This window comes from Cryobacterium adonitolivorans (genome assembly GCF_004402695.1).
Taxonomy (GTDB): domain Bacteria; phylum Actinomycetota; class Actinomycetes; order Actinomycetales; family Microbacteriaceae; genus Cryobacterium; species Cryobacterium adonitolivorans.
Genome location: NZ_SOFL01000045.1, coordinates 60955 through 83927, shown reverse-complemented (window position 1 = coordinate 83927; position 22973 = coordinate 60955). Strand labels below are relative to the sequence as shown.

Here is a 22973-nt window from a genome sequence, read left to right as displayed (position 1 = left end):
CCCCCTGCGCATCGTCTTCGACTGCCGCTACACACGGATCGATCGGCACGACGGCATCAGCCGGTACACGGCGGGGCTGGTCACCGAACTCGGCCGGCTGCATCCGGTGACGATGTTGATCAGCGACCACCGGCAGCTGGCTCTGCTGCCTGCCCTGCCCTGGCAGCTGGTGCGCTCGCCCACCAGCCCGCTCGAACCACTGGTCGCCCTGACCGTGAACCGGCTGGCCCCCGACATCGTGTTCAGCCCGATGCAGACGATGGGCTCGTGGGGCAGACGGTATCGCCTGGTTCTGACCGTGCACGACCTCATTTACTACCGCAACCGCACACCGCCGCGAGAGTTCTCGCTCGGCATCCGGCTGCTCTGGCGGCTGTATCACCTCTCCTGGGTGCCCCAACGGATGCTGCTGAACCGGTCCGACGGCGTCGTGACCGTGTCAGAGACCACCGGCGCGCTGATCAAAAGCCACCGTCTCACCCGGCGGCCGGTCTTCGTGGTGCCCAATGCGGCCGATTCCGTCGCCGCAGCGGCCTCGCCGGGCGAGAGAACCGGACCGGCGACCCAGCGCCTGGTCTACATGGGCTCGTTCATGCCCTACAAGAACGTGGACACCCTGGTGCGCGCCGCAGCGGCCCTACCCGGCTATGAGCTGCACCTGCTCAGCCGTGTCGGTGACGCTGAGCGTGCCCGGCTGGCCGCCCTCGCCCCCCAGGCGACGCTGGTCTTCCACAACGGCGTCAGCGACGAGGAGTATGTGTCCCTGCTGTCCAGCGCCACGGCCCTGGTCACGACGTCCCTCGACGAGGGCTTCGGCATCCCCTTGGTTGAGGCGATGAGCCTGGGCATTCCGGTGGTGGCGAGCGATATCCCGATCTTCCGGGAGATCGGCGGCGGCGCGGCAAGCTATGTCCCGCCGCTGGACCCGGACGCGCTGGCGGACGCCGTACGCGCACTCGAGGCGCCGGGGGAGTGGCTGCGCCGCTCGCGGCTCTCCGTCGTCCAGGCCGCACGCTTCACCTGGGCCGGGTCTGCCGAACGACTTCTCCGGGTGCTGCAGGGCACCCAGGCGGCATCCCGCCGACGCTGACCGAGGTTCTAACGCGCCGAAACGACGCTCTCCAGGTGGAGCCGGCCGCTCTGCCAACGGAACTCGTGGATCGAGCCGTTCGGGATGAGCTCGCCGGCGGCAGGCCTGTCGCCGTGCGTGGTGTAGCGCAGCAGGGTGCCGATAACACCGCCGTGGCAGACCACGACAACCTTCCGGCCTTCGTAGGCCAGCGCGACCCGTTCCAGCGCCGGCAACACCCGGTCGAGCACGGCCTGGCGGGTTTCGAGGCCCGGCACAGAGGAGCCGTCGGGGAACCGCACCTGTCGTTCCGCGAAGGTCAGTCCCTCGATCTGGCCGTGGTGACGCTCGGTCAGTTCGGGCACGACGAGCGGTGCCGGATGGTCCAGTTCGCCGGCGATGATCCGGGCGCTTTCGTGCGCACGCAGCAGGGGACTGGTGACGATCGCGTCCCAGCGGGTGCGGCTGAGCCGCAGACCGGTTTCCGCCGCCTGGGCCCGGCCCGTGGAGTTCAGCGGGATATCCGTGCTGCCCTGGATTCGTTTTTCCAGGTTCCAATCGGTCTGGCCGTGCCTGACGATCGCGAGCTTGGTGATCACAACGCTGCCTTCTGCTGGACGGGTACTTGTCGGCGGTGGCCGGCTACAGGTCGATGAGTCGGGTCACCAACCCGGCAAACGTCTCCGACGTGCCTGCCTCCAGTTTAACCAGGGCGCGCCCATCGCCCTTGGTCGCCCCGCGGTTGATCACCACGATGGGCAGTTTGCGGCGCCTGGCCTGCTCGAGCAACCGGATCCCTGAATTGACCGCGAGCGAAGAACCCGCCACGATCAGGGCATCAGCCGCCCGCACGAGCGCGGACGCCGCGGTGAACTTTCCCGTCGGGACCAGCTCACCGAAGAACACCACATTGGGCTTGAGCAGTCCGCCGCACACCGAGCAGTCCGGCACGGTGAAGTGGTCGATGTCGACCACGATAGCGTCGCCGTCCGGTGCGATCTCGACGTGTTCAGGGTCCGCCAGCACCGGGTTGTGCGCCTCCAGGCGCGCGGCGATGCTGTCCCGGCCGAATGCCTGCCCGCAGGAGAGGCAGATTACCAGGTCCATCGATCCGTGCAGGTCGACGACGTGGCGGGATCCGGCGCGGGTGTGCAGGCCGTCGACGTTCTGGGTGATGATGCCGCTGACCAGGCCGGCCGTTTCGAGGGCCACGAGGGACCGGTGGCCCAGATTGGGTTCGGCCGCACGGAACCGGTGCCAACCCAGGTGGCTTCCGGCCCAGTAGCGTTTGCGCGCCCGTTCGTCGGCGAGGAAGGTCTGGAACGTCATCGGCACTCGTACCGGGGCGCCCGCACCACGGTAGTCGGGGATTCCGGAATCGGTGCTCACCCCGGCCCCGGTGAGGACTGCCGTTCGCCGGCCGCGCAGGAGCGCGGCCACGGCGTCGAGGTCCTCTCCGGCCGCCGCCGACGTCGTCAGGACAGTCTCGGCCGTCATGATGCTCCATCCTCGTCCGTCGCCGCCGGCCGGGCCCCAGGGGAGCTGGCGTGGCGCCGATGTCCTCTGAGTCTAAACTGGTCAGTTTTCGGCTGTGTTACGGTTCGAGGTTCCGGCGCCGGCAGCCGGCAACTGACACCTCCCAGAAAGGCGGCGGCTCCGTGCAGATCGTCCCGATTACCGACCTCGATGCGCCCGGCCTCGCCGACTACTCGCGGCTGACCGATGTGGCCCTTCGCCGCGTGTCCGAACCGGCGAACGGCCTGTATATCGCCGAGTCGGCCAAGGTCATCGGGCGGGCCCTCGCCGCCGGGCATCGCCCGCGTTCGGTTCTCGTGCAGGAGCAGTGGTTGCCCGACGCCCGGCGACTGCTGGCGGACTGGCCGGAGGTTCCGATTTATGTGGGCTCGGCGGCGCTGCTGGAACAGCTCACCGGCTACAACCTGCACCGCGGCGCCCTGGCGGCCATGCACCGTCCCGACCTGGCGTCGGTGGCCGACATCATCCGCGGCGCCCGGCGTATCGTGATCCTCGAGGACATCGTCGACCACACCAATGTCGGAGCGATCTTCAGGTCGGTCGCGGGGCTGGGCGCTGACGCCGTTCTGATCACCCCGCGTTGCGCCGACCCGCTGTACCGGCGCAGTGTCAGGGTGAGCATGGGAACCGTGCTGCAGGTGCCCTGGACCCGGCTGCCGGAATGGGACCAGGCCGCGGCGGTCCTGCATGAGCACGGCTTCCACCTGGCGGCCCTGGCCCTGGCCGACGACGCCGTCTCCCTCGACGTCTTCGCGAACGACCCGCCGGAACGGGTGGCACTGGTTCTCGGCACCGAGGGTGACGGCCTGAGCCGCACCGCACTGGCCGTGGCCGACACCGTGGTCACGATCCCGATGCTGCACGGAGTGGATTCGCTGAACGTGGCCTCGGCCAGCGCCGTGGCACTCTACGCGCTGCGCGCCTAGCGGATTCGCTGGCGCGCGGCGGCGCTTTCGAACCCGGCGCGGCAGCCGTGGATAGAATCATCGAATGTCTAACTCCCGTCGCCAGGTCTATCGCCGTCGGCGTTTCGCTTTCTTCGGCGTGCTCGCCGTGATCCTCGCGGCCGTCGCCTACCTCACCAGCTCTGGCCTCGCCCCCGTGTCCAGCACGGCCGCAGCTCTCACCGAGCCGCCCGCGCTCACCCAGGCGGCCGTCGCACCCGCCTGGCCCGACCTGGGTGCCGGCGCCATCGGCGCCGTCGGCTTCGACGGGGTCCTGGGCTCCACCGGGGACCAGGCTTCGGTGCCCATCGCCAGCATCACCAAAATGGTCACCGCACTGGTGATCCTCGACGCCAAGCCCCTGACCGGCGACGAGCCAGGGCCAGACATCACCTTCACCGACGACGACGTCGACATCTACTACGACGCGATCGCGGAAGACGGCTCGGTTGCGCCCGTCTCCGCCGGCCAGGTGCTCAGCCAACGTGAAGCGTTCGAAACGATGCTGATCCCGTCCGCGAACAACTACAGCGTCTCCCTGGCCGTGTGGGCGTTCGGCTCCGTGGACGCCTACCTGGCCGCCGCCGCGGATTACCTCGCCGCGAACGGCCTGACCGGCACCACCGTCGCCGACACCAGCGGGATCTCCGCCCAGAGCGTGAGCAGCCCGGCCGACCTGGTAGCCATCGGCGAGCTGGTGATGGCCAACCCCGCGCTGGCGAGCATCGTGGCCATGCCCACCGCCGACATCCCGACCGTGGGCACCGTGACCAACACGAACAAGCTGCTCGGCGTCGACGGCGTCGACGGCATCAAAACAGGCACCACCGACGAGGCCGGCGCCTGCCTGCTTTTCGCCGTGGACGTGCCGGTCGGCGATACCTCGGTCACCCTCGTGGGCGTTGTGCTCGGCGGGGACACCCACAGTGAACTGAACGAGAGCGTCCTGAGCCTCATCGAGAGCGTCAAGCCCGGTTTCCGCACGGTCACGCTGGTGGAGGCCGGCACCTCCTTCGGCACCTTCACGACCCCGTGGGGTCAGTCGGGGCAGGCCGTGGCGGAAGCCTCCGAGTCAGCCGTGGTCTGGTCGGATACCCCGATCGAAAGTACCGTCGACGTCAGGGCGCTGGCCCTGGGCGAGAAGGGCGATTCCGTCGGCAGCGTCGAAGTGACCGTCGGTTCGGAGACCGTCACGGTTCCGCTCGTGCTCGATCAGACCATCACCGACCCGGGGCCGTTCTGGCGTTGGACGCACCCCGGCGAGGTCTAACCGACTCCCCGTTCGGGTTCGACAGGCCTGTCGAGCCTGGCCACCGGGTCCGCGGCCGGGCGCTTGGGCAGGATGTGCTCCCCTGACGACTGGTGACGCACCCGTCGCAGCGCCCAGGGCACCAGGTACTCCCTTGCCCAGGCGAGGTCTTCGGTGCGCGCCTGGCGCCAGGTGACCCGCCGGCATCGGCTTCGGCAGTTGCGGCTGGGGCCCACGCCCGGGCGTCCTGGATCTCGCTCAGCGACCACATGTCCGCCACGATGGCGTCACGGGCGGCGGCAATGGCGCGGATGTTCTCGTTGTAGATGGCGGCCTTGCCTCGCAGCCCACTGAGCACAGGGGAGAAACGCAGATCGGTGCCGGTGAAGAGCACGACCGTGGCACCCTCAGAGCCCAGGAGCGCGACCGCGTCGTCGAGCCGCGCGGCTATGGCATCCTGGTCGCTGCCCGGCCGCAGCACATCGTTGCCACCGGCGGAAATCGTGACCAGGTCGGGGTGCAGGGCCAGGGCCGGTCCCACCTGCTCGGCCAGGATCTGGTTCATCAGCTTGCCCCTGACGGTTGCCGTACGCGAACTCGTCGGAGCCCAGGCTGAGCATCTCGGCAACGCGGTCCGCCCACCCGCGACTGCCGCCGGGGCTGGCCGGTTCCCGGTCTCCGACGCCCTCGGTGAACGAGCCGCCGAGAGCGACGTAACTGGACCACGGATGCTGCTGTTTCGACATGCTGTCATTGTGCCCCGTCGGGCAGATGTCGGCGCGAGTTGGTAATCTCTTATGAAGTGACTACTCCACCTGACTTCGGATCCGCTTTCCGGGAACCCTCGCACCGGGAGACCACTGAACCCGGATTGTTCGCCGTGCCTGATCGCGACAGCATTCTCGCCAACACCGTCGACACCCCGCCAGTGTTCGGGCCGGACCGCGGACCTGCCGGCACCAGCGCCGCAGAGCACCTCTCCCCGTCCTTCCCCGAGCGAGCAGCCTGGGGCACCGCGAGCAAGCTTCGCGCTTGGCAGGCGGAGGCCCTCGAGGCGTACTTCCAGCACCAGCCCCGCGACTTCCTCGCCGCGGCCACCCCCGGCGCAGGCAAGACCACCTTCGCGCTGCGCCTGGCCGCCGAACTGCGGGCCCGCCGGGTGATCGACCGCATCACCGTGGTCGCCCCGACCGAGCACCTCAAACGCCAGTGGGCCGACGCGGCCGCCCGTGCCGGCATCCGCCTGGATCCCGGCTTCAAGAACGCCCACGGCCGCTACGGCAGCCATTTCCACGGCATCGCCGTCACCTACGCGCAGGTGGCCACCCGCGCGGCGTTGCACCGCGAACTCACCCAGGCCAGCCGCACGCTGGTGATCCTCGACGAAGTGCACCACGGCGGCGACGCCCTCAGCTGGGGCGACGCCATCCGCGAGGCCTTCGACCCTGCCACCCGGCGGCTGTCGCTTACCGGCACCCCGTTCCGGTCGGACACCTCTCCCATCCCGTTCGTGACCTATCTGCCCGACAAGCACGGCATCCGGCTGTCACAGAGCGACTACAACTACGGCTACGGCCGGGCCCTCGAAGACGGCGTCGTGCGCCCGGTGATGTTCATGGTCTACGCCGGGCACATGAAGTGGCGCACCCGCACCGGCGACGAGATGGAGGCCAAGCTCGGCGAGGGCAACACCAAGGACATCACCTCGCAGGCCTGGCGGACGGCACTGGAACCGAGCGGCCAGTGGATTCCCGCGGTCCTGCGGGCAGCGGACGCCCGCCTCACCGAGGTACGGCACGGCATCCCCGACGCCGGCGGCCTGGTGATCGCGACGGACCAGACCACGGCGCGCGCCTACGCGGCGATCCTCGAGGAGATCTCCGGCGAAGCGCCCACCGTGGTGCTCTCGGACGAAAAGGAATCCAGCGACCGGATCGACGAGTACTCGCACAACACCCGGCGGTGGATGGTCGCGGTGCGGATGGTGTCGGAGGGCGTGGACGTGCCGCGCCTGGCCGTCGGCGTCTACGCCACGAGCGCCTCAACGCCGTTGTTCTTCGCGCAGGCCATCGGCCGTTTCGTGCGCGCCCGTCGCCGCGGTGAGACCGCCTCGATCTTCCTGCCCAACGTCCCCGGTCTTCTGAGTCTGGCCAACGCGATGGAGCTGGAACGCGACCACGCTCTGGATCGCAGCAACCGTGACGACGGCGACGACGGCATGTACAACCCCGAGGACGCGATGGTGGCGGCCGCCAACAAGTCCGAGAAGGCCTCGGACGACCTCGGTGAAGAGGAATTCACCTGGCAGGCGCTGGACTCCCAGGCCACCTTCGACATGGTGATGTTCAACGGCGACGAATTCGGCGAGCTCGCCGAACCCGGCACCGACGAGGAGTTCGACTTCATCGGGATCCCCGGGCTGCTCGAACCCGAGCAGGTCTCCGAGCTGCTGCGCCAGCGCCAGCACCGACAGGCCAAGCGCGGCTCTGAACGGCGCACAGCGGCCGCCGCAGTCGAGGGCGCACCCGAGGAGCCGATGCCCCTCTACCGCACGCTCAAAGAGCAGCGGGCACTGCTGGGCAGTCTCGTGGGCATGTGGTCCAAGCTTGCGGGGGAGCCGCACGCCATGGTGCACGCCGAGCTGCGTCGGCTGTGCGGGGGACCGGCGGTTGCCCAGGCCAGCGTTACCCAGATCCAAAAGCGCATCGACCTGCTCCGCCGCCGCCTCGGCCGCAGCTGACCCGGCGCTGCGGGGACGCTCGAGGGGCGGGTCGCAGGTTCACCGGCGTCATCCGCCGGAAACCCACCTGTGATGCAGTTGATGCAGAGGCGGCCGTCAGAGTCGAAGAACGGTCGATAAACTGACGCTCGACGAAAGAGAGCGTGTATGGATTCCAAGAAAGCCGACCTGGACCGCGTCGACCGGGCCCTGCTCCGTGCGCTCTCGGTCAACGCACGCGCATCGGGAGCCGCGCTGGCCGCCGAAATCGGCGTGGCCGAGTCCACGGTCTCCCTCCGGCTGCGCCGGCTCCAGCAGCTGGGCCACATCCGCGGATACCGGGCGAACATCGACCTGGCCGCCCTGGGGGCGTCGCTGCAGGCCCTGATCTCGGTGCGACTGGCCAAGCACGCGAGGGAGCAGATCGATGACTTCCGCAGTGCCGCCCCGCACTGGCCCGGCGTGATCGGGTTGTTTCACACGGCCGGCGCCGACGACTACCTGTTGCACGTGGCCGCGGCGGATGCCTCCGACCTGCGCGACTTCGTCCTCGAACACCTGGCGGAGCATCCGGCGGTGGCGCACACGGAGACCAACCTGATCTTCGAGTACGTCGACGGTGATGGCTGGCAGGACCTGGTCAAGTAACCCGGCCCTTTCCCGCGAACCCGCACGGCAACTGTTCCCCGTGCGGACAAATGCACCCGGTCCGCCGGACGCAAAAGTCCGCACGGGGAACAGTTGCGTTAGGCAAACGCTCCGTGACACAGTCAGCGCGTTAAAAAAGCAACGCCCCCGCCGAAGCGGGGGCGTTGCAAGCAGCTGAATGCAGCTGCCGCAGCTCTATTTAGAGGGCGCGGATGTTCTCGGCCTGGGGACCCTTGGGGCCCTGGGTTACCTCGAACTCGACCTTCTGGTTCTCGTCGAGCGACTTGTAGCCGTTCGAAGCGATCGCGGAGTAGTGCGCGAAGACATCGGCGCTTCCGTCGTCGGGAGCGATGAATCCAAAGCCCTTTTCAGCGTTGAACCATTTCACGGTACCTGTTGCCATTATGAAACTCCTCCAGGAGTGTAAGAATGGCCCCGACTTTCGAGGCCGTTCGTCGCGGTATTCGTCGTCCGCTTCCGAAAGGAATAAGCCCGCACCGACCGAAGTCGATACGTTTTTTAGACGTGCAAGCACTACAACTACTTCGACAACACTAGCCCACATCGCTCGGTCTGCGTGAAGATCTGTGCGAAAAAAGCCATCAAAGTGTACGAATTCTGACAGAAATGCTCAAAGCGTGCCGGTGACGGCTCTATTCGACGGTGACGAAGTCAATCAGCTGTTCGACCCGGCCCAGCAACGCCGGTTCGAGATCGGCGTAGGTGCGCACCTGGCCCAGGATCCGCTGCCAGGCCCTTGCGATGTCCGCCTGGTCGTCGTGCGGCCAGCCGAGGGCCGCGCAGATGCCGTGCTTCCACTCGATGTTGCGCGGAATCTGGGGCCAGACGGGCAGGTTCAATCGGGCCGGCTTCACCGACTGCCAGACATCCACGTAGGGATGACCGACCACCAGGACGTGGCGGCCATGCGGGCCATTGGCGACCGCGTCGGCGATGCGGCTCTCCTTGGATCCGGGCACCAGGTGGTCGACGAGAACTCCGACCCGGCGGGTCGGACCGGGCTTGAACTCCGCCAGCAGCTCGGCGAGGTTGTCCACGCCCTCGATGTACTCCACGACGACGCCCTCGATGCGGAGGTCGGCGCCCCAGACCTTCTCGACGAGCTCGGCATCGTGGCGGCCCTCCACGAAGATGCGGCTGCCCCTGGCCACCCGCGCCGGCGCATCCGCCACCGCCAGTGAGCCGGACGCCGTGCGTCCCCTGGCGGCCGGGGCCGTGGCGCGCGCTGGTACCAGGACGACCGGCTCGCCGTCGAGCAGGAATCCGCCGCCGAGGGGGAACAGCCGGAGTTTTCCGTGCCGGTCCTCCAGGGTGACGACCTTCTTCTCAACCCTGATGACCGCACCACAGAACCCGGTGGCGACCTCTTCGACGACCAGGTCGCGCACGGCCTCCTGCTGGGGGACGACACGGCGGCCGGCCTCCCGCCATCCGGCGGCGAGCACATCATTGGAGTATCGGTCTTCATTCACTGGATCGACGCTAGCGGAAGTCCCGCGACGACGTGTGGGCCGCCACGGTGAGGGGTTCGAATCGGTCGGCGATCAGGTTGACGACGCCCTCCGGCGAGCGTTCGAGGATGCCGCGGATCATCAGGGCGGGGGATTCCCGGGCGATCCTGCGGAAGTGGTTCCAGACCCCGACACTCACCACGACGTTGACGTTGCCGGTCTCGTCCTCCAGGTTGATGAAGGTGACGCCGTTCGCCGTGGCCGGTCGCTGCCGATGGGTGACCACCCCACCGACCTCGATCCGGCGGCCGTTCTCGCTGGCGGCCAGCTGATTCGCGGCCAGGGCGCCCCGGGCGGCCAGGGCCGGCCTGGCATGGCGGATCGGATGGTCGTCGGTGGAGACTCCGGTGGCCCAGAGGTCATAGGCCACCTGCTCCACCGGTGTCATCAGGGCCAGCAGGGGCGGTTGCACGGTCTCGAAGGAGCCGCGCAGGTGGGCGTCGGTCTCCTGGGCCGCTTCCCCAGCCGACCACAGGGCCTGCCGGCGCTCGAGGCCCAGCCCATCGAAGGCTCCAGCCGTGGCCAGGGATTCGAGCTGTTCGGTGTTCAGCCTGGCCCGCCGGGCCAGGTCGTTCATGGAATGGAACGGACCGAACCTGGCCCGGTCTGCGACGATCCGCTCGGCCACCGCGGCGCCGATGGAGCGCACATCGGCCAGCCCGAGCCGCACGGCCAGGGCGCCGTCCCTGCGGTGGCCCCGATCGTCGACGGGCAGGGTCCGGTCGTAGACCGGCACGGCGGGTTGGTCGTGGTCCAGGCAGCCCGGCCGGCCGCCGGGCTCGCCCGCCGCGTCGGGCAGCAACTCGAGAATCGCATCGGCGCCGGAGAGCTGCACATCGGGTCGCATCACCTGCACACCGTGCCTGCGGGCGTCCGCGACCAGTGACTGCGGCGAGTAAAACCCCATCGGCTGGGCCCGCAGCAGCGCGGCGAGGAAGGCGCCGGGATAGTGCAGCTTCAACCAGGCGCTGGCGTAGACCAGCAGGGCGAAGCTGATCGAGTGGCTCTCGGCGAAGCCGAAGTTCGCGAACGCCTCGATCTTCTCGTAGATCTCGTCCGCCAGGTCGCCGGTGATGCCGTTGCCGGCCATGCCCTCGTACAGGGTGGCGCGGAGGGATGAGATCTTCTCGACACCGCGCTTGGATCCCATCGCCCGGCGGAGCAGGTCGGCGTCCTCGCCGCTGCAGCCGCCCACCGCCATGGCCATCTGCATGAGCTGTTCCTGGAAGAGCGGGATGCCGAGGGTGCGTTCCAGGACCGGCTCGAACTTGGGGTGCAGGTAGCTGACCGGTTCCTGGCCGAGCTTGCGCCGGATGTACGGGTGCACGGCGCCGCCCTGGATGGGCCCGGGGCGGATCAGTGCGATCTCGACCACGAGGTCGTAGAAGCGGCGCGGTTGCAGGCGCGGCAGGGTGCCCATCTGGGCGCGGCTCTCCACCTGGAACACGCCGATGGAGTCGGCTCGGCAGAGCATGTCGTACACCCCGGCCTCCTCCCGGGGAATGCTGCCCAGGCCCCAGTCCTCGCCGAGCGAGTCCCGCACCAGGTCGAAGGTGTACTGCAGGGCGGCGAGCATGCCGAGGCCGAGCAGGTCGAACTTGACCAGGCCCATCCAGGCGCAGTCATCCTTGTCCCACTGCAGCACCGTGCGGTTCTCTTTGCGGGCGTGCTCGATGGGGCAGACCTCTCCGACGGGTCGGTCGGTGAGGACCATGCCGCCGGAATGGATGCCGAGGTGACGGGGGAATCCGAGCACCTGGCCGGCGAGGTCGGCGACCTGGCCGGGGATGTCGTGGTCCGGGCTGGACACCGCCGAACCCCACCGTTCCACCTGCTTGGACCAGGCGTCCTGCTGTCCGGTGCTGTAGCCGAGGGCTTTCGCCATGTCTCGTACCGCGAACTTCGGCCGGTAGGTGATCACGTTGGCCACCTGGGCGGCATTGAGGCGCCCGTAGCGTTCGTAGACGTACTGGATCACCTCCTCCCGCCGGTCGGAGTCGAAGTCCACGTCGATGTCGGGTTCTTCCTCGCGCAGGCTGGAGAGGAACCTCTCGAAGGGCAGCCGATAGAAGATCGAGTCCACGGCGGTGATGCCGATCACGAAGCAGACCGCCGAGTTCGCCGCGGACCCTCGGCCCTGGCAGAGGATGCCAGAACGCCGGGCGAACTGCACGATGTCATGCACGATCAGGAAGTAGCCGGGGAAGTCCTTCGCCTCGATCACGGCGAGTTCCTTCTCCAGACGCTCCCGCACATTGGCGTTGTAGCCGGGGTACGCCTGTTCGGCGCCGTCCCAGACCAGCTGGCGCAACCAGCTCATCGGCGTGTGCCCGTCGGGAACGTGCTGACGAGGGAGCCGGGGCCTGGCCCGGCGCAGGGAGAAGGCGAGTTCGTCGGCGAGCGGCACGGTGCGGGCGACGGCCCCCGGATACCGGCGAAAGCGCGCGGCCATCTCTGCTCCGCTCCGCAGGTGCTGGGTGGGGCCAGCGGGCAGCCAGCCGTCCATGTCGTCCAGGCTGCGTTGGGCGCGTACGGCGGCCAGTGCGGAGTACAGCCTGAAGTCGCCCGGCTGGGCGTAGTGCACGTTGTTGGTGGCGAGCACGGGCAGGCCGGCCCGCTCCGCCAGGGCGGCCAGCCGGTCATTGGTCACGCTGTCCTGCGGACGGCCGTGGTCGACCAGTTCGACGTTTACGCTGTCGCGGCCGAACAGGGCGACCAGGCGGTCCAGTTCCCGGGCCGCCGCCGCGTCGCCGTCCCGCAACAGGGCCTGGCGCACCGCGCCGGAACGAGACCCGGTCAGGATGCTCCACTGCCCGTCGGACGCCTCGCCGAGTTCCTCGGCGTCGTAGATGGGGCGGCCCTTCTCGCCGCCGGCGAGCTGGCCGTGGGTGAGCGCAGCGGCCAGCCGGTGGTAGCCCTCCTGACCCCTGGCCAGGACAACGAGGTGGCTGCCCTCGGGGTCCGGCACCCCGTTCTGCCGTCGGGTCAGCCCGAGGGACAGCTCTGCCCCGAACACCGTGCGGACGCCCGGGTAGCTCTCCGCGGTTTCGGCCAGGCGGACCGCACCGTATAACCCGTCGTGATCGGTAAGGGCCAGGCCGTGCAGGCCCAGCGTCCCGGCTTCCTCGAGGAGGCGTTCCGGGGAGCTTCCGCCGTCGAGGAAGCTGAAGTTCGAGTGGGCGTGCAGTTCCGCGTAGCCGACGAGGGCCTCCGCGGGTGGGCGCGGCGGGGTCTGGGGCGCGTAGGGCTGGCGGTGTCTGGACCAGGCCGGGCTGTCGCCGCCGTCGGCCTCTGGGGGAGGGCCGCCGGGTCGCCGGTCGGAGAGCCGACGCTCCAGTTCCGACCAGGGAATGGGTGGGTTATTGAATCCCATCGGGCTGCACCGTCCTCGCTGTGTCACCAATCGCTGTGCCGTCAAGCGCTGTGCCGTCAAGCGCGGTGCCGTCGATCACGTGGGGCCTAGTCATACCGGGCCTCGGCCCGCCAGCCGTCGCCGTCCAGGGCCAACAGCCATGCGCTGCCGTGCTCCTCGACGATCTGCACCCGTTGCACCGTGCGCCCGGCCGGGGTGTCCCACCACCGTTCCAGCACCGGCCACGGGCCCGCCCACGCCACCACCGTTCGGGGCTCGGTGCCGGTGGATCCCTCGGTGCCTCCCGCTGCAGACCGAGGCGGCGAGAACCGCGCCGGCTCGCCAACGAGCGCACCGCGGTCATCGACCCGCAATGCGTGGCCATCGTCGGTGACAAGGGTGACCGGCCGGCGTTCCCGGTACACCGTGGCGGGGAGCAGCCCGCCGAGGCTCCCGGACCAGGGGCGGGCGTCGCCGCCCGAGGCGCGGCCGGGCGGGCCGGCACCGTCATCGCCCCAGGGCACCCACAGTTGGCGGTCGGCGAGCATCCGCCCGCCGCTGATGGCCGCCGTCACGACGCCGGCGTGGCCGACCAGGCCCTGCACCCGGGTGAGGGCGTGGTGGATGCGCTCGTCGGGGCCCGTTCCCCACAGGCCGTCCTCGTGGTTAGCGACGGCGTCGACCCGGTCGGGGGAAAACGTCACTCGTATCACCCCGGCGGCCAGGCCCGAGTCTGCCCGCCCTTCGCCCTGCAACTGCCAGCGCACCCTGTCGATCAGGTCTGAGGCCGTGAACCACCGGGGATGCCGCCAGGTCCGTTCGGTCAGGAGACCGTCTTCGGTGCTGACGAGGATCGACACGGCCGTGCACACCAGCGTCTGCTCCCGTAACGCCAGCACGAAGGTGTCAGCGGTGCTGCGCAGCGCGAAGGCGAGTTGGTCGATGCGGTCCAGGGCCGGCTCGAACTCCTGGCCGCGGTCGAAGACCGGTGTGGGGGTGCGGGGCACGACCTCCTCGTGCTCCCGCCCGGCCGCCCTGGCGTGGGCCTGCGCCGCCGCAGCCCCGAACCGGCGGTGCACGTCCAGGGCGGGCAGAGCGGCGAGCTGGCCGAGGGTGTGCACCCCGAGCCGGGCCAGCAGGGTGCCCAGTCCGGCATCGGCAACGGCCGACACGGGCAGCGGTGCCAGGAACGCGGCGGATTCTCCGGAAGGGACTATGCGCACCCGATCCGGGGACTCCGACCCGACGCCCCCGGGACCCGTCGCCGGAGCGCGCGCCGCCTGCTCGGCCGCGAACGGGCCGTCGGCGATGCCGGCCCTGGCCTCGGGAAGTCCGGCCCCGTGCAGGTAGTCGAGCATGGCTCGCGCCGCGGCGGCCTCGCTGCCGTAGTACCGCACCGGGCCGCGGGCCCGGATCGCGCAGGTGCCAGGACGGAGCACGGCCACACCGGGCGCGATGTCCTCGAGTCCGTCCAGCACGGGCTCGAAGGCCCGCCGGTCCAACGCGGGGTCGTAGGGCAACACGATGAGGTCTGTGCAGCGGAACTGGGCCTCCCTCACGGTCAGGCCCCGCCGGACGCCCAGACGCCGCGCCTCTGGCGAACAGGCGAAGACCATCCTGTGATCGATGAGAGCCATCGGGGTGTCTGCGGGCAGGTCGGTGGCGGACCGAGCGGCACGCACCGGCCAGTCCGGGCACCACAGAACGATAGTGCGTTCGCGGTTCATGACCGACCCGATTTCCGGATGCCGGCCCCCGCCCGGCCGCGCCGACCGCTCTCCCGGCGGACAACAGGTTCGGCGTCACCCGGGGCGGCGACCTCCGGAAGGTGCACCAGCGTGGACCGTCGCGGTCCACTGCCGTTTCGCCCGGAAACGTGCACGGTCAGGTCGCGACCGGCCAGGTAGCCGTGTCCGGCGCCCAGGCCCTCCCAGCGGGTGCCGGTGACCCGCAGTGCTGCCTCGCTCTGGGACCACGCACCGGCCACGATCAGGGTGCAGCCGCTCTGCCGCAGCCGCGCGCCGAGCCGGGCCGCCTCGGCGTCGCCAACGGCACGCTCCGGATGCACGACGACGACCGGCAGTACGTCCACCAGCGCCGCCGTCACCGCCAACCACTGATCGGCGGGGGAGGGAACCAACACGACACGCTCGAGGTCGATGCCGAATCCGATGGCCGCCTCCGCGCCGAAGTCTGGAAGGCCCACCACGGCGCTCCAGCCGCCGTCCGCTGTCGCCGCGGCCAGCACGGCCATGATGAGCGACGTCGAGTTGTCGACCGTATAGACCACACCCGTTCGCAGGATCCCGTCCGGCAGGAGTTCGGCGAGGACCCCGGAGACGGGCCGCCCGCCGCCGTCCCAGCGGTCGCGCTGCATACCGTGGATGCGCGCCTGCAGCTCGCTGACACGCTCTGCAGCGGAGCCGGCTGTGCCGGCAGTGCCGGCGGAGGAGCCGGCGACGCGCGCTTCGGAGGTCAGAGGAATGGACACTCTCTAATTTTCGAACACAGATTCGATTTCGTCAACCGGTGTGGATAACCAGGTCCTCTCATGGCGGCACGGTAACCTGAGCCTATGTGTGGGCGATTCATCATTACCGATTCGGCGCCTGACCTCGCCGCCATGTTCGACATCGAGCACGAGGCCGGGGAGCTGCCGGAGCCATCCTGGAACGTCAAACCGACCGAACAGATCGCCATCGTGCTCGAATCGATCAAGTCCGATCCGGTCGTTCGCCGCCTGGAACCGGCTCGCTGGTCGCTGGTCCCCACCTTCTCTCCCGAGCTGACCGCCGCGTTCGCCACCTTCAACGCCCGTGCCGAGACCGTCGCCGAAAAGCCGACGTTCCGCACCGCCCTCGCCAAGACCCGTGCCATCGTGCCGGTCACCGGCTACTACGAATGGCACACCGTCGGCACCACCAAGACGCCATACTTCGTGCACTCCGACGATGGCCTGCCCCTCGCGCTGGCCGGGCTGTACTCGTGGTGGCGCAATCCGACGCTCGGCCCCGACGACCCGGCCCGGTGGGTGTTGACGGCCACCATCCTCACCACCGCCGCCCAGGGTGCCCTCGTCGATATCCACGACCGGATGCCCGTGGTCCTGCCGGAGGAATGCTGGGATCGCTGGCTGGACCCGCACGCCGACGGCGACCAGGTGCTCGTCGACGCGATGGTCGAGGCATCCACGGAGGCGGCGGCCGGGTTGGCCTTCCATCAGGTGGCACCGGTCTCCGGTGATGCGCCGGAGCTCATCGATCCGCTCGGCCCGGAGCGTGAGGTCGGTTACAGCGCCTGACCGGCGCGCAGAGCCGCGCCCTGCCCTGCGAACTAGTACTCTCGAAACGAGCCGGGAACGCTTTCGCGGCACCGTTGAGAGGAACCTGCCATGCCCATTCTTACCTTCGTCGTCGCGATGGCCGTCTTCGTCCTGGGTCTGTGGCTGTTCGGCCTGGCCTTCACCGTGACCGCCTGGCAAGGTGCGATCTTCTTCGCCGGCATCCTGGCCGTCAGCGCGGCCATCGCCATCCCCGTGCGTGCGCTGCGCAACTGACCACCCGATCATCCCGGGCCGGCGACCGGCCCAGCCACCAGGTCGACGAGGATCCCATGCGCGCCGAACAGCTCACCGACCCGATCACCTTTCACGGCGAGGGCCCGGTCTTTGCCCCGTCCTGGGGCGGACTGCGCCTCGTCGACCTGTTCGCCGGTGACGTTCTGTCCGTGACCGCCGACGGCAGCGTGACCCGCCGGCACGTGGACACCGTCGCCGCCGCCCTGCGACCACGCGTGGGTGGCGGTGCGGTCATCGCCCTCGAACGCGGCTTCGCCCTCGAGGACCCCGACGGCACCCTGACGCGGCTGCCGGAGGTGTGGGCGGATCCGAGCGTGCGTATGAACGACGGCGGCACCGCTCCGGACGGCTCGTTCTATTGCGGCTCAATGGCCTACGACCAACGCACCGGCGCCGGATCGCTGTACAGGCTCGCCCCGGACGGATCCGTGGGCCTGGCCCTGGCCGGCGTGACCATCTCCAACGGTCTCGCGTGGAGTCCGGACGGCTCGCTTGCCTACTACAACGACACTCCGACCGGCCGGATCGGGGTTTTTGACTGGGCCGCGGAGACCGGGCTGACCGGGTTGCGCACCTTCGTCGACATCCCCGCCAGCGATGGCTACCCCGATGGCCTCACCGTGGACAGTGAGGGCGGCGTGTGGGTCGCGCTGTACGCCGGTGGGGCGGTGCGCCGGTACACGCCGCGAGGCACCCTGGACGAGGTCGTCGAGGTGGCAGCGCACCGGGTCACGGCCTGCACGTTCGGTGGCGACGACCTCCGTCGACTGTTCATCACCACCTCCCGCGAAGACCTCGCCCCTGGCGAAGACCCGCTCGCGGGTTCGGTTTTCTCGGTGACCCCTGGCGTGGCGGGACTGCCGGCAGCACCATTCGCCGGTTAGGTGCCACGCCTGGCGCTGCCCCGACCGGTCTGGCTCACAGGCCGGCCACGAGGTTGATCAGCGTCGCCAGGATGATCGAGCCGAACAGGAACGACATCAGCGCGTGCCGCAGGGCCACCGCTCGGATGGTCGACGAGGTGAGTGACGTGTCCGACACCTGGAAGGTCATGCCCAACGTGAACGACAGGTAGGCGAAGTCCGCGTACCTGGGCGGCTCCAGCTGGTTGAAGTCGATGCCGCCGTCGTCATCCGCGTAGTAGATCGAGGCGTACCGCAGGGTGAACAGGGTGTGCACGAGAACCCAGGACAGCGCGACTCCGACCACCGCCAGGGCGGCGAGCAGGACCTGGCCGGCCCCCACCGCGACACGTGCCTGCAGCAGCACGATGAGGATGCTGCCGAGGCTGGCCAGGCTCGCCAGGATCAGCAGCAGGTCGGTGATGCCTCGCGACGGGTCTTCTCTGGTGGCGTGGGCCGCCGTGGTGGCGGCGTCCAGCGGAGCGATGCTCACCCACACCCAGCCGATGTAGAGCACCGCCGCGACCGCCCAGCCGAGCGCCGGCGCCAGCAACCAGTTGCCCAGCAGACCTGTGGCCAGGCCGGCAAGGACGCCGACGGCCACCATGACGATGAACCGGGTGCTTGAGCGGTGCACCCGGGGAACGGGAGTTGAAGTCTTCACTCGCTGATCGTCGCACGAAACGCGCGTTCAGCGGAGCGCGCCCACCGGTGCGCGGGCGCCCCACGATGTCGGCGAGATACCAGCAACGCTGGCTAGGCTGGGAGCCGAACGGCCTTTCCCGTTCCAGGCCGAAAGAGACCGCACGAATGTCAGAGAGTCCGGCCGCAGCCAGCCCCTACGAGGTGCTGGGCGTGAGCCCGTCGGTGACCGACGAGGAGCTGCGACGCGCCTACCGGCTGAAGCTGCGGCAATCCCACCCCGATGTCGGCGGCAGTGCGGCGTCCTTCCACGCCGTGCAGGTGGCCTGGGAGCGCATCGGGAGCCCCGAGTCCCGGGCCGATTACGACGGGGCGCGCTACCCGGAATCCGGCTACTCCGGCCCGAGCAGTGCCGCACAGCCGGCCCAGCGGCCGTCCTCCTCCGGGATGAGGGCCAGGATGCACGGCCATCCCGGTGGCCACTCACGCCAGCGCTACCTCGCGCTGCTGCGGGAGTGGGCCGGGCGCGGCACCGTCATCGCGGACCCGTATGCCCCCGACCTGGTGCGGTCGGCGCCGCGGGAGATCAGGCACCGCCTGGCCAAGGCCCTCGCCGAGGAAAGCACCGCCCAGCTGATCTCGGGCCTCGGCATCGGCTACACCGCCTGGCACGACATCGCCACCCGCGACGACGTCGAGAAGGTCGACCACGTCGTGCTCGGCCCGGCCGGGCTGTTCGCGATCCTCTCGGAGGATTGGGGGTCGCCCGCGCACCTCAAGCGGGGCGAACTCGTCGGCGAGGGCCTGGCGCCTGGCGAGGAACCGCTGGACGAGTTCGCGGCCGCCGCGCGGATCCTGGCCAAGTCCCTCCGGGTGCGCTTCACCGCGCTGGTCGTGGTGGTTCCCGATCAGGCCGTGGCCGAACCCCTGTCGTTGCCGAGCCGCGGCAGACGGCCGATGGTGGTCGTGATCCCGCGGTCGCGCCTGGTAGGCGTGCTGCGTGACGGCATCGCCGGGATGGAACGCGGCAGTTTCGAGAAGGTGTTCGAGCTGCGCAGCACCCTGCAGAACGGCATCCGCTTTGTCGAAGACTAGGCGAGTGCCAGGCGCCGACTACTCAGGTACGGCCTCGCCGAGGCCGAGTTTCTGCACCCAGTAGCCCAGGAACGCGGCGCCGGCCTCATCGTGTATGAGGTCGCCCTCCACGATCACCGGGTACGGCCGGTCCAGGATGCCGTCCGCCGGGCGCACGTCAACGTGAGCCACGTCGTAGCCGGCCGCGTGCAGGTGGTCGGCCATGAGGTAGTCGCTGCGCGAATCGCCCACCGAACGCCACAGCCGGGGGAGCGGTCCACCCTCGGCGAAGAAGGTGAGGGCGCGCTTGGCGGCGTGGTCCTTGTCGAGGTCGACCGATTCGATGTCGGTGGAGATGATGGTGGGGTCGATGCGGAACGGCACCGCGCCGTCAACATCCGGGGAGGTCCGCTCGCCGAAACGCACCCCGAGGCCGCAGGCGATCAGGATGGCATACGCGGCCTCGTTGAAGCGCTCCTGGGCGGCGTGATACTCGGCCCGGTCCACATCCGTGCGCTGCTCGACCGAGATCATGGCCAGCTTGGTCTCGTCGAAGAACATGGTGTCGGCGTAGTCGGTGGCGACCAGTTCGCGGATGCGGCTGACGACCGCGGCGGGCAGGGCCACGCTGTCGTCGACGACGACCTCGCCCATTCCGGTCTCGGTGATCGGAAACCACACGGCGCCCTTCTCGCAGACCCCGTACATGCGCATCTCGCGCGGCAGCCCGGCCGTGAGCAGCGGAGCCACGACCTGCTCGCCGATGAACTGCGCCGACCGCCCGGTGATGAAGCCGATCGGCACGTTCGCGCCGGCCAGGGTGATCAGGTCGGTGATGATGCTGGGAGTGGCGATGGTGCGGGTGTCCGGGCTGGCGATCGGACCATCGACATCCAGCAGCAGGCCGAGCGGGGAAACGGTTTCAGTCATGCTTCATTGAACCAGTTCCCGCCCCGGAGTGTTGGCGTACGTCGCAGCGCCTATCGTTGAACCTGATGATTACCAGACGAGAAGCAGCGCTCCGCCTCGACATTCCCCTCGAGATGGCGCAGCGCCACGACCTTCCCAGCCGCATGACCGAAACCCAACTCGCCGAGATCGAGAAGAATCCGCCAGCCTGGCTCGTGCAGTCGCGGGCGAACCGCACCGGCAAGAAGCCCGTCTGGATTGAGCTGACCTGCAGTGTGTGCGGGTTCACCGAGGCGGCGCGGCCGAAGAAGTGGTGGCCGGAATTTACGTTCCTCTCCTGCGACCACCACGGCTACGACGGCTACGACGAGCTTCCGGTGGCCGCGGACGGACTGAGCCGGCGCGAGATCGACGGCATCGGCAGCCGTTTCATCGGCATCGTCGATGCCGCGGAGCACGGAGAAGAGCGCTCATGAGCCTGATCAGGCTCAACGACGTCAGCGTGCGTTTCGAGAACACCCAGGTGCTCCGCGAGACTTTCTTCCGCCTCGAACCGGGCGACCGGGTCGGCATGATCGGCCGCAACGGCTCGGGCAAGACCACCCTCATCAAGCTGATCCTCGGCCAGGTGACGCCGGACACCGGCACCGTCACGGTCGATGACGGCGTGAAGATCGGCTACTTCTCCCAGTTCTCCGAGCTGAACGGCGACGCCACCATCACCGAGGTGCTGGACGCTTTGTTCGTCGAGATCAAGGCCGTCGAAGCGGAACTCGCGTCGATCGATGCCGCCATCGCCGCGGATTCCTCGGCCGGCGCGGAGCTTGACCGGCTGATCCACCGCCAGTCCGAATTGTTCGAAGACATGGACCGGCTGGGCGGCTGGGACTACCCGCGCCGGATCGACGCGGCCCTGACCATCCTGGGCTTCGATCAGGCGCACCGCAGTTGCGCGATCGATGAGCTCTCCGGCGGCTGGCGCAATCGCGCGGCTCTGGCGAAGATCCTGCTCGAGGCGCCGGACGTGCTCCTGCTCGACGAGCCAACCAACTACCTCGACGTGGCCGGCGTGGAGTGGCTGGAGGGCTGGTTCCGCGACTTCAAGGGTGCCGCCGTGATCGTGTCGCACGATCGCACCTTCCTCGACGCCGTCGTCACCCGAATTATCGAGCTGGAGAACTTCCACCTTCACGAATACCCGGGCAACTTCGGCGAATACGTGATTCAGAAGCAGTTCCGGCTGAAGACGCTCGAGGCGCAGTTCGTGCACGAGTCCGAATTGCTCGCGTTCGAATCTGAGGGCATCGCCGACCGGCGGGAGGCCCAGAAGGCCGCCAGCCGCAGGCTCGGCACCCAGCTGGCCACGATCAAGAAGTCCCGCACCCCTCGCCCGGTGGACAAGATCATCACCGAAATCTACGGCAACCTGCATATCAAGGATGTGCTCTGCCGGGTGGAGATGCTCAGCAAGGCCTACGGCGACAAGGTGCTGTTCAACGACCTGAGCTTCGAGATCCGCCGCGGCAACCGCATCGTCGTAATCGGCGCCAACGGCAGCGGCAAGACCACCCTGCTGCGGGTGCTCACCGGCGAAGAATCGGCCGATCACGGCGAGGTCGACTGGGCCAAGGGCGCGGGCATGGTGTCGTACAACCAGGTACTCGTCGAGCTCGACGACACCGACACCGTCAGCCACGCCGTCAATGCGCTCGAGGGCAGCCTGGCTTTCACGGCCACCCGTAAGTCGGTGAACCGGTTCCTCACCATGTTCCAGTTCTCCGAGGCCGACCTCAAGCAGAAGATCGGCAACCTCTCCGGCGGTCAGAAGGCCCGCGTGGCGATGGCCCAGTGCCTGCTCTCCGGCGCGTCGGTGCTGCTCCTGGACGAGCCCACCAACCACCTGGACATGTCCAGTACCCAGGTGATGGAGCGGGCCCTGCTGCATTTCCCCGGCGCCGTGGTGGTCGTCAGCCACGACAGGTTCTTCACCGACAAGATCGCGAACCGTCGCCTGGTCTTCGGCAGTGTCGGTGCCGAACCCGGCGAGGTCGAGGTCGCCGTCGCCTGACCCGCGCATCGCGTGTAATCCCTCAGGATCGCTAGGGGCCGGCGAGAGAGCCGTCCGGGAGGGCCTCACGGATCGACCCGGGGCCGGTGCCCAGGTAGAGCGGCCAGATCACCTCGGCGCTGCCCGGTAGTTGCCAGACCAGACCCTCGAGCGCGGATGCCCGGTACAGCGGCTGGCCGGCGGGCCGACCGGCGCCGGGCTCCTGGATTTCCGTGTACTCGGAGGTCGGGTCCTCGTCGACGTAGCTGCGGGCGCCGTCCCAGGCCGGCTCCAGATAGGCGACGATGGCCGTTCCGGCCGGCACGATCCGCGAGCACTCGTCCGGGCCGCCCGAAGCGAATTCGATGTACACGCTGCCGCTGGTGGCCGGGTCCAGTTTCCCGTGGACAACCGTGACGTCACGCACGACGATCACCGCGCTTCGCGTCGTCGACGTCTCCTTCGACGCGGTGTAGGTGCTGTCGCGGCCGGCCTGGATCCGATCGATTTCGCCCATGATCACCACGATGCTGTCCCCAGCCAGCACCGCCAGTGACTCGATCGGGTCGTAGTCCACGGTCCCCGGTGGGCTGCACGCCGTGAAGACCTCGTCAGCGCTGGGCCCGGCCGGCGCCGGCCCCATGGTCGGGCCGGCGGCGGACGGAGCCGTGGCGTCGCCCCGGCCGCATCCTGCGAGCAACACACCGACGCACGCGACGGCGACGCATAGCTGCCAGGCCCGTGCGCGGGCTGTTCGGTAGACGTCCATACCC

At 69.1% G+C, this 22973-nt stretch carries 21 protein-coding genes and 1 pseudogene; 11 read left to right on the top strand and 11 right to left on the bottom strand.

The window, feature by feature from the left end:
• The first annotated feature begins 4 nt into the window (after positions 1 to 4).
• Positions 5 to 1090, top strand: a complete 1086-nt coding sequence (locus E3O42_RS14125; protein ID WP_134454611.1) for a glycosyltransferase family 4 protein — start codon at positions 5 to 7, stop codon at positions 1088 to 1090.
• Positions 1091 to 1098: 8 nt separating this feature from the next.
• On the opposite strand, the gene E3O42_RS14120 is transcribed toward E3O42_RS14125, so the two are convergent.
• A complete protein-coding gene (locus tag E3O42_RS14120; RefSeq protein WP_241984843.1) occupies positions 1099 to 1668 on the bottom strand; it encodes a histidine phosphatase family protein in 570 nt (189 codons plus the stop codon).
• Positions 1669 to 1711: 43 nt separating this feature from the next.
• Positions 1712 to 2566 carry a Sir2 family NAD-dependent protein deacetylase gene (locus E3O42_RS14115; protein WP_134454542.1) on the bottom strand — a complete coding sequence of 285 codons (855 nt, stop codon included), beginning with the start codon at positions 2564 to 2566 and terminating at the stop codon, positions 1712 to 1714.
• 161 nt (positions 2567 to 2727) lie between these two features.
• Here E3O42_RS14115 and E3O42_RS14110 point away from each other — a divergent pair, with 161 nt between their 5' ends.
• Together E3O42_RS14110 and E3O42_RS14105 are read left to right on the top strand one after the other, a co-directional pair.
• Entirely contained in the window at positions 2728 to 3531 is an 804-nt protein-coding gene (locus E3O42_RS14110) for a TrmH family RNA methyltransferase (RefSeq protein WP_134454541.1), read from the top strand.
• A 64-nt stretch (positions 3532 to 3595) separates the two neighbouring features.
• Complete coding sequence (locus tag E3O42_RS14105; RefSeq protein WP_134454540.1) at positions 3596 to 4819, top strand: D-alanyl-D-alanine carboxypeptidase family protein; 1224 nt, start codon at positions 3596 to 3598, stop codon at positions 4817 to 4819.
• Here the strand turns inward: E3O42_RS14105 and E3O42_RS14100 are convergent.
• Positions 4816 to 5544: pseudogene (locus E3O42_RS14100) on the bottom strand (SGNH/GDSL hydrolase family protein). The gene E3O42_RS14105 and the pseudogene E3O42_RS14100 overlap by 4 nt on opposite strands.
• Before the next feature lie 182 nt (positions 5545 to 5726).
• Between E3O42_RS14100 and E3O42_RS14095 the strand changes: the two are divergent.
• Both E3O42_RS14095 and E3O42_RS14090 read left to right on the top strand, forming a co-directional pair.
• A complete protein-coding gene (locus E3O42_RS14095) occupies positions 5727 to 7538 on the top strand; it encodes a DEAD/DEAH box helicase (RefSeq protein ID WP_134454609.1) in 1812 nt (603 codons plus the stop codon).
• Between the two features lie 147 nt (positions 7539 to 7685).
• Positions 7686 to 8165 (top strand): Lrp/AsnC family transcriptional regulator, encoded by a 480-nt coding sequence (locus tag E3O42_RS14090; protein ID WP_066595420.1) that lies wholly within the window; start codon positions 7686 to 7688, stop codon positions 8163 to 8165.
• A 199-nt stretch (positions 8166 to 8364) separates the two neighbouring features.
• On the opposite strand, the gene cspE is transcribed toward E3O42_RS14090, so the two are convergent.
• From cspE to E3O42_RS14065, 5 genes are all read right to left on the bottom strand, one after another.
• A complete protein-coding gene (cspE, locus tag E3O42_RS14085; RefSeq protein ID WP_035840308.1) occupies positions 8365 to 8568 on the bottom strand; it encodes a transcription antiterminator/RNA stability regulator CspE in 204 nt (67 codons plus the stop codon).
• A gap of 250 nt (positions 8569 to 8818) precedes the next feature.
• Positions 8819 to 9658, bottom strand: coding sequence for a DUF3097 domain-containing protein (locus tag E3O42_RS14080; protein ID WP_194092318.1), 840 nt, complete (start codon positions 9656 to 9658; stop codon positions 8819 to 8821).
• Positions 9659 to 9668: 10 nt separating this feature from the next.
• Positions 9669 to 13070 (bottom strand): error-prone DNA polymerase, encoded by a 3402-nt coding sequence (locus tag E3O42_RS14075; RefSeq protein ID WP_134454539.1) that lies wholly within the window; start codon positions 13068 to 13070, stop codon positions 9669 to 9671.
• A gap of 86 nt (positions 13071 to 13156) precedes the next feature.
• Positions 13157 to 14776 carry a DNA polymerase Y family protein gene (locus tag E3O42_RS14070; RefSeq protein WP_134454538.1) on the bottom strand — a complete coding sequence of 540 codons (1620 nt, stop codon included), beginning with the start codon at positions 14774 to 14776 and terminating at the stop codon, positions 13157 to 13159.
• Entirely contained in the window at positions 14773 to 15540 is a 768-nt protein-coding gene (locus tag E3O42_RS14065) for a hypothetical protein (protein ID WP_174844275.1), read from the bottom strand. The genes E3O42_RS14070 and E3O42_RS14065 overlap by 4 nt, the downstream gene beginning before the upstream one ends.
• An 84-nt stretch (positions 15541 to 15624) precedes the next feature.
• On the opposite strand from E3O42_RS14065, the gene E3O42_RS14060 reads away from it, so the two are divergent.
• From E3O42_RS14060 to E3O42_RS14055, 3 genes are all read left to right on the top strand, one after another.
• A complete protein-coding gene (locus E3O42_RS14060; protein WP_134454537.1) occupies positions 15625 to 16350 on the top strand; it encodes an SOS response-associated peptidase in 726 nt (241 codons plus the stop codon).
• Between the two features lie 90 nt (positions 16351 to 16440).
• Entirely contained in the window at positions 16441 to 16605 is a 165-nt protein-coding gene (locus E3O42_RS18085) for a hypothetical protein (protein WP_166788005.1), read from the top strand.
• 56 nt (positions 16606 to 16661) lie between these two features.
• Positions 16662 to 17510 carry an SMP-30/gluconolactonase/LRE family protein gene (locus tag E3O42_RS14055; protein WP_134454536.1) on the top strand — a complete coding sequence of 283 codons (849 nt, stop codon included), beginning with the start codon at positions 16662 to 16664 and terminating at the stop codon, positions 17508 to 17510.
• A gap of 34 nt (positions 17511 to 17544) precedes the next feature.
• On the opposite strand, the gene E3O42_RS14050 is transcribed toward E3O42_RS14055, so the two are convergent.
• Positions 17545 to 18192 carry a DUF1345 domain-containing protein gene (locus E3O42_RS14050; RefSeq protein ID WP_241984842.1) on the bottom strand — a complete coding sequence of 216 codons (648 nt, stop codon included), beginning with the start codon at positions 18190 to 18192 and terminating at the stop codon, positions 17545 to 17547.
• A gap of 146 nt (positions 18193 to 18338) precedes the next feature.
• Between E3O42_RS14050 and E3O42_RS14045 the strand changes: the two genes are divergently transcribed.
• Positions 18339 to 19265, top strand: coding sequence for a J domain-containing protein (locus E3O42_RS14045; RefSeq protein ID WP_134454535.1), 927 nt, complete (start codon positions 18339 to 18341; stop codon positions 19263 to 19265).
• Positions 19266 to 19283: 18 nt separating this feature from the next.
• Here the strand turns inward: E3O42_RS14045 and E3O42_RS14040 are convergent, their stop codons facing one another.
• Positions 19284 to 20174: a hypothetical protein gene (locus E3O42_RS14040; RefSeq protein WP_134454534.1), complete on the bottom strand. Its 891-nt coding sequence runs from the start codon at positions 20172 to 20174 to the stop codon at positions 19284 to 19286.
• Positions 20175 to 20239: 65 nt separating this feature from the next.
• Here E3O42_RS14040 and E3O42_RS14035 point away from each other — a divergent pair, with 65 nt between their 5' ends.
• Both E3O42_RS14035 and E3O42_RS14030 read left to right on the top strand, forming a co-directional pair.
• Positions 20240 to 20629, top strand: coding sequence for a hypothetical protein (locus E3O42_RS14035; RefSeq protein WP_134454533.1), 390 nt, complete (start codon positions 20240 to 20242; stop codon positions 20627 to 20629).
• A complete protein-coding gene (locus E3O42_RS14030) occupies positions 20626 to 22221 on the top strand; it encodes an ABC-F family ATP-binding cassette domain-containing protein (protein ID WP_134454532.1) in 1596 nt (531 codons plus the stop codon). The genes E3O42_RS14035 and E3O42_RS14030 overlap by 4 nt, the downstream gene beginning before the upstream one ends.
• A 31-nt stretch (positions 22222 to 22252) precedes the next feature.
• Here the strand turns inward: E3O42_RS14030 and E3O42_RS14025 are convergent, their stop codons facing one another.
• A complete protein-coding gene (locus E3O42_RS14025) occupies positions 22253 to 22969 on the bottom strand; it encodes a hypothetical protein (RefSeq protein ID WP_134454531.1) in 717 nt (238 codons plus the stop codon).
• Positions 22970 to 22973: the final 4 nt, after the last annotated feature.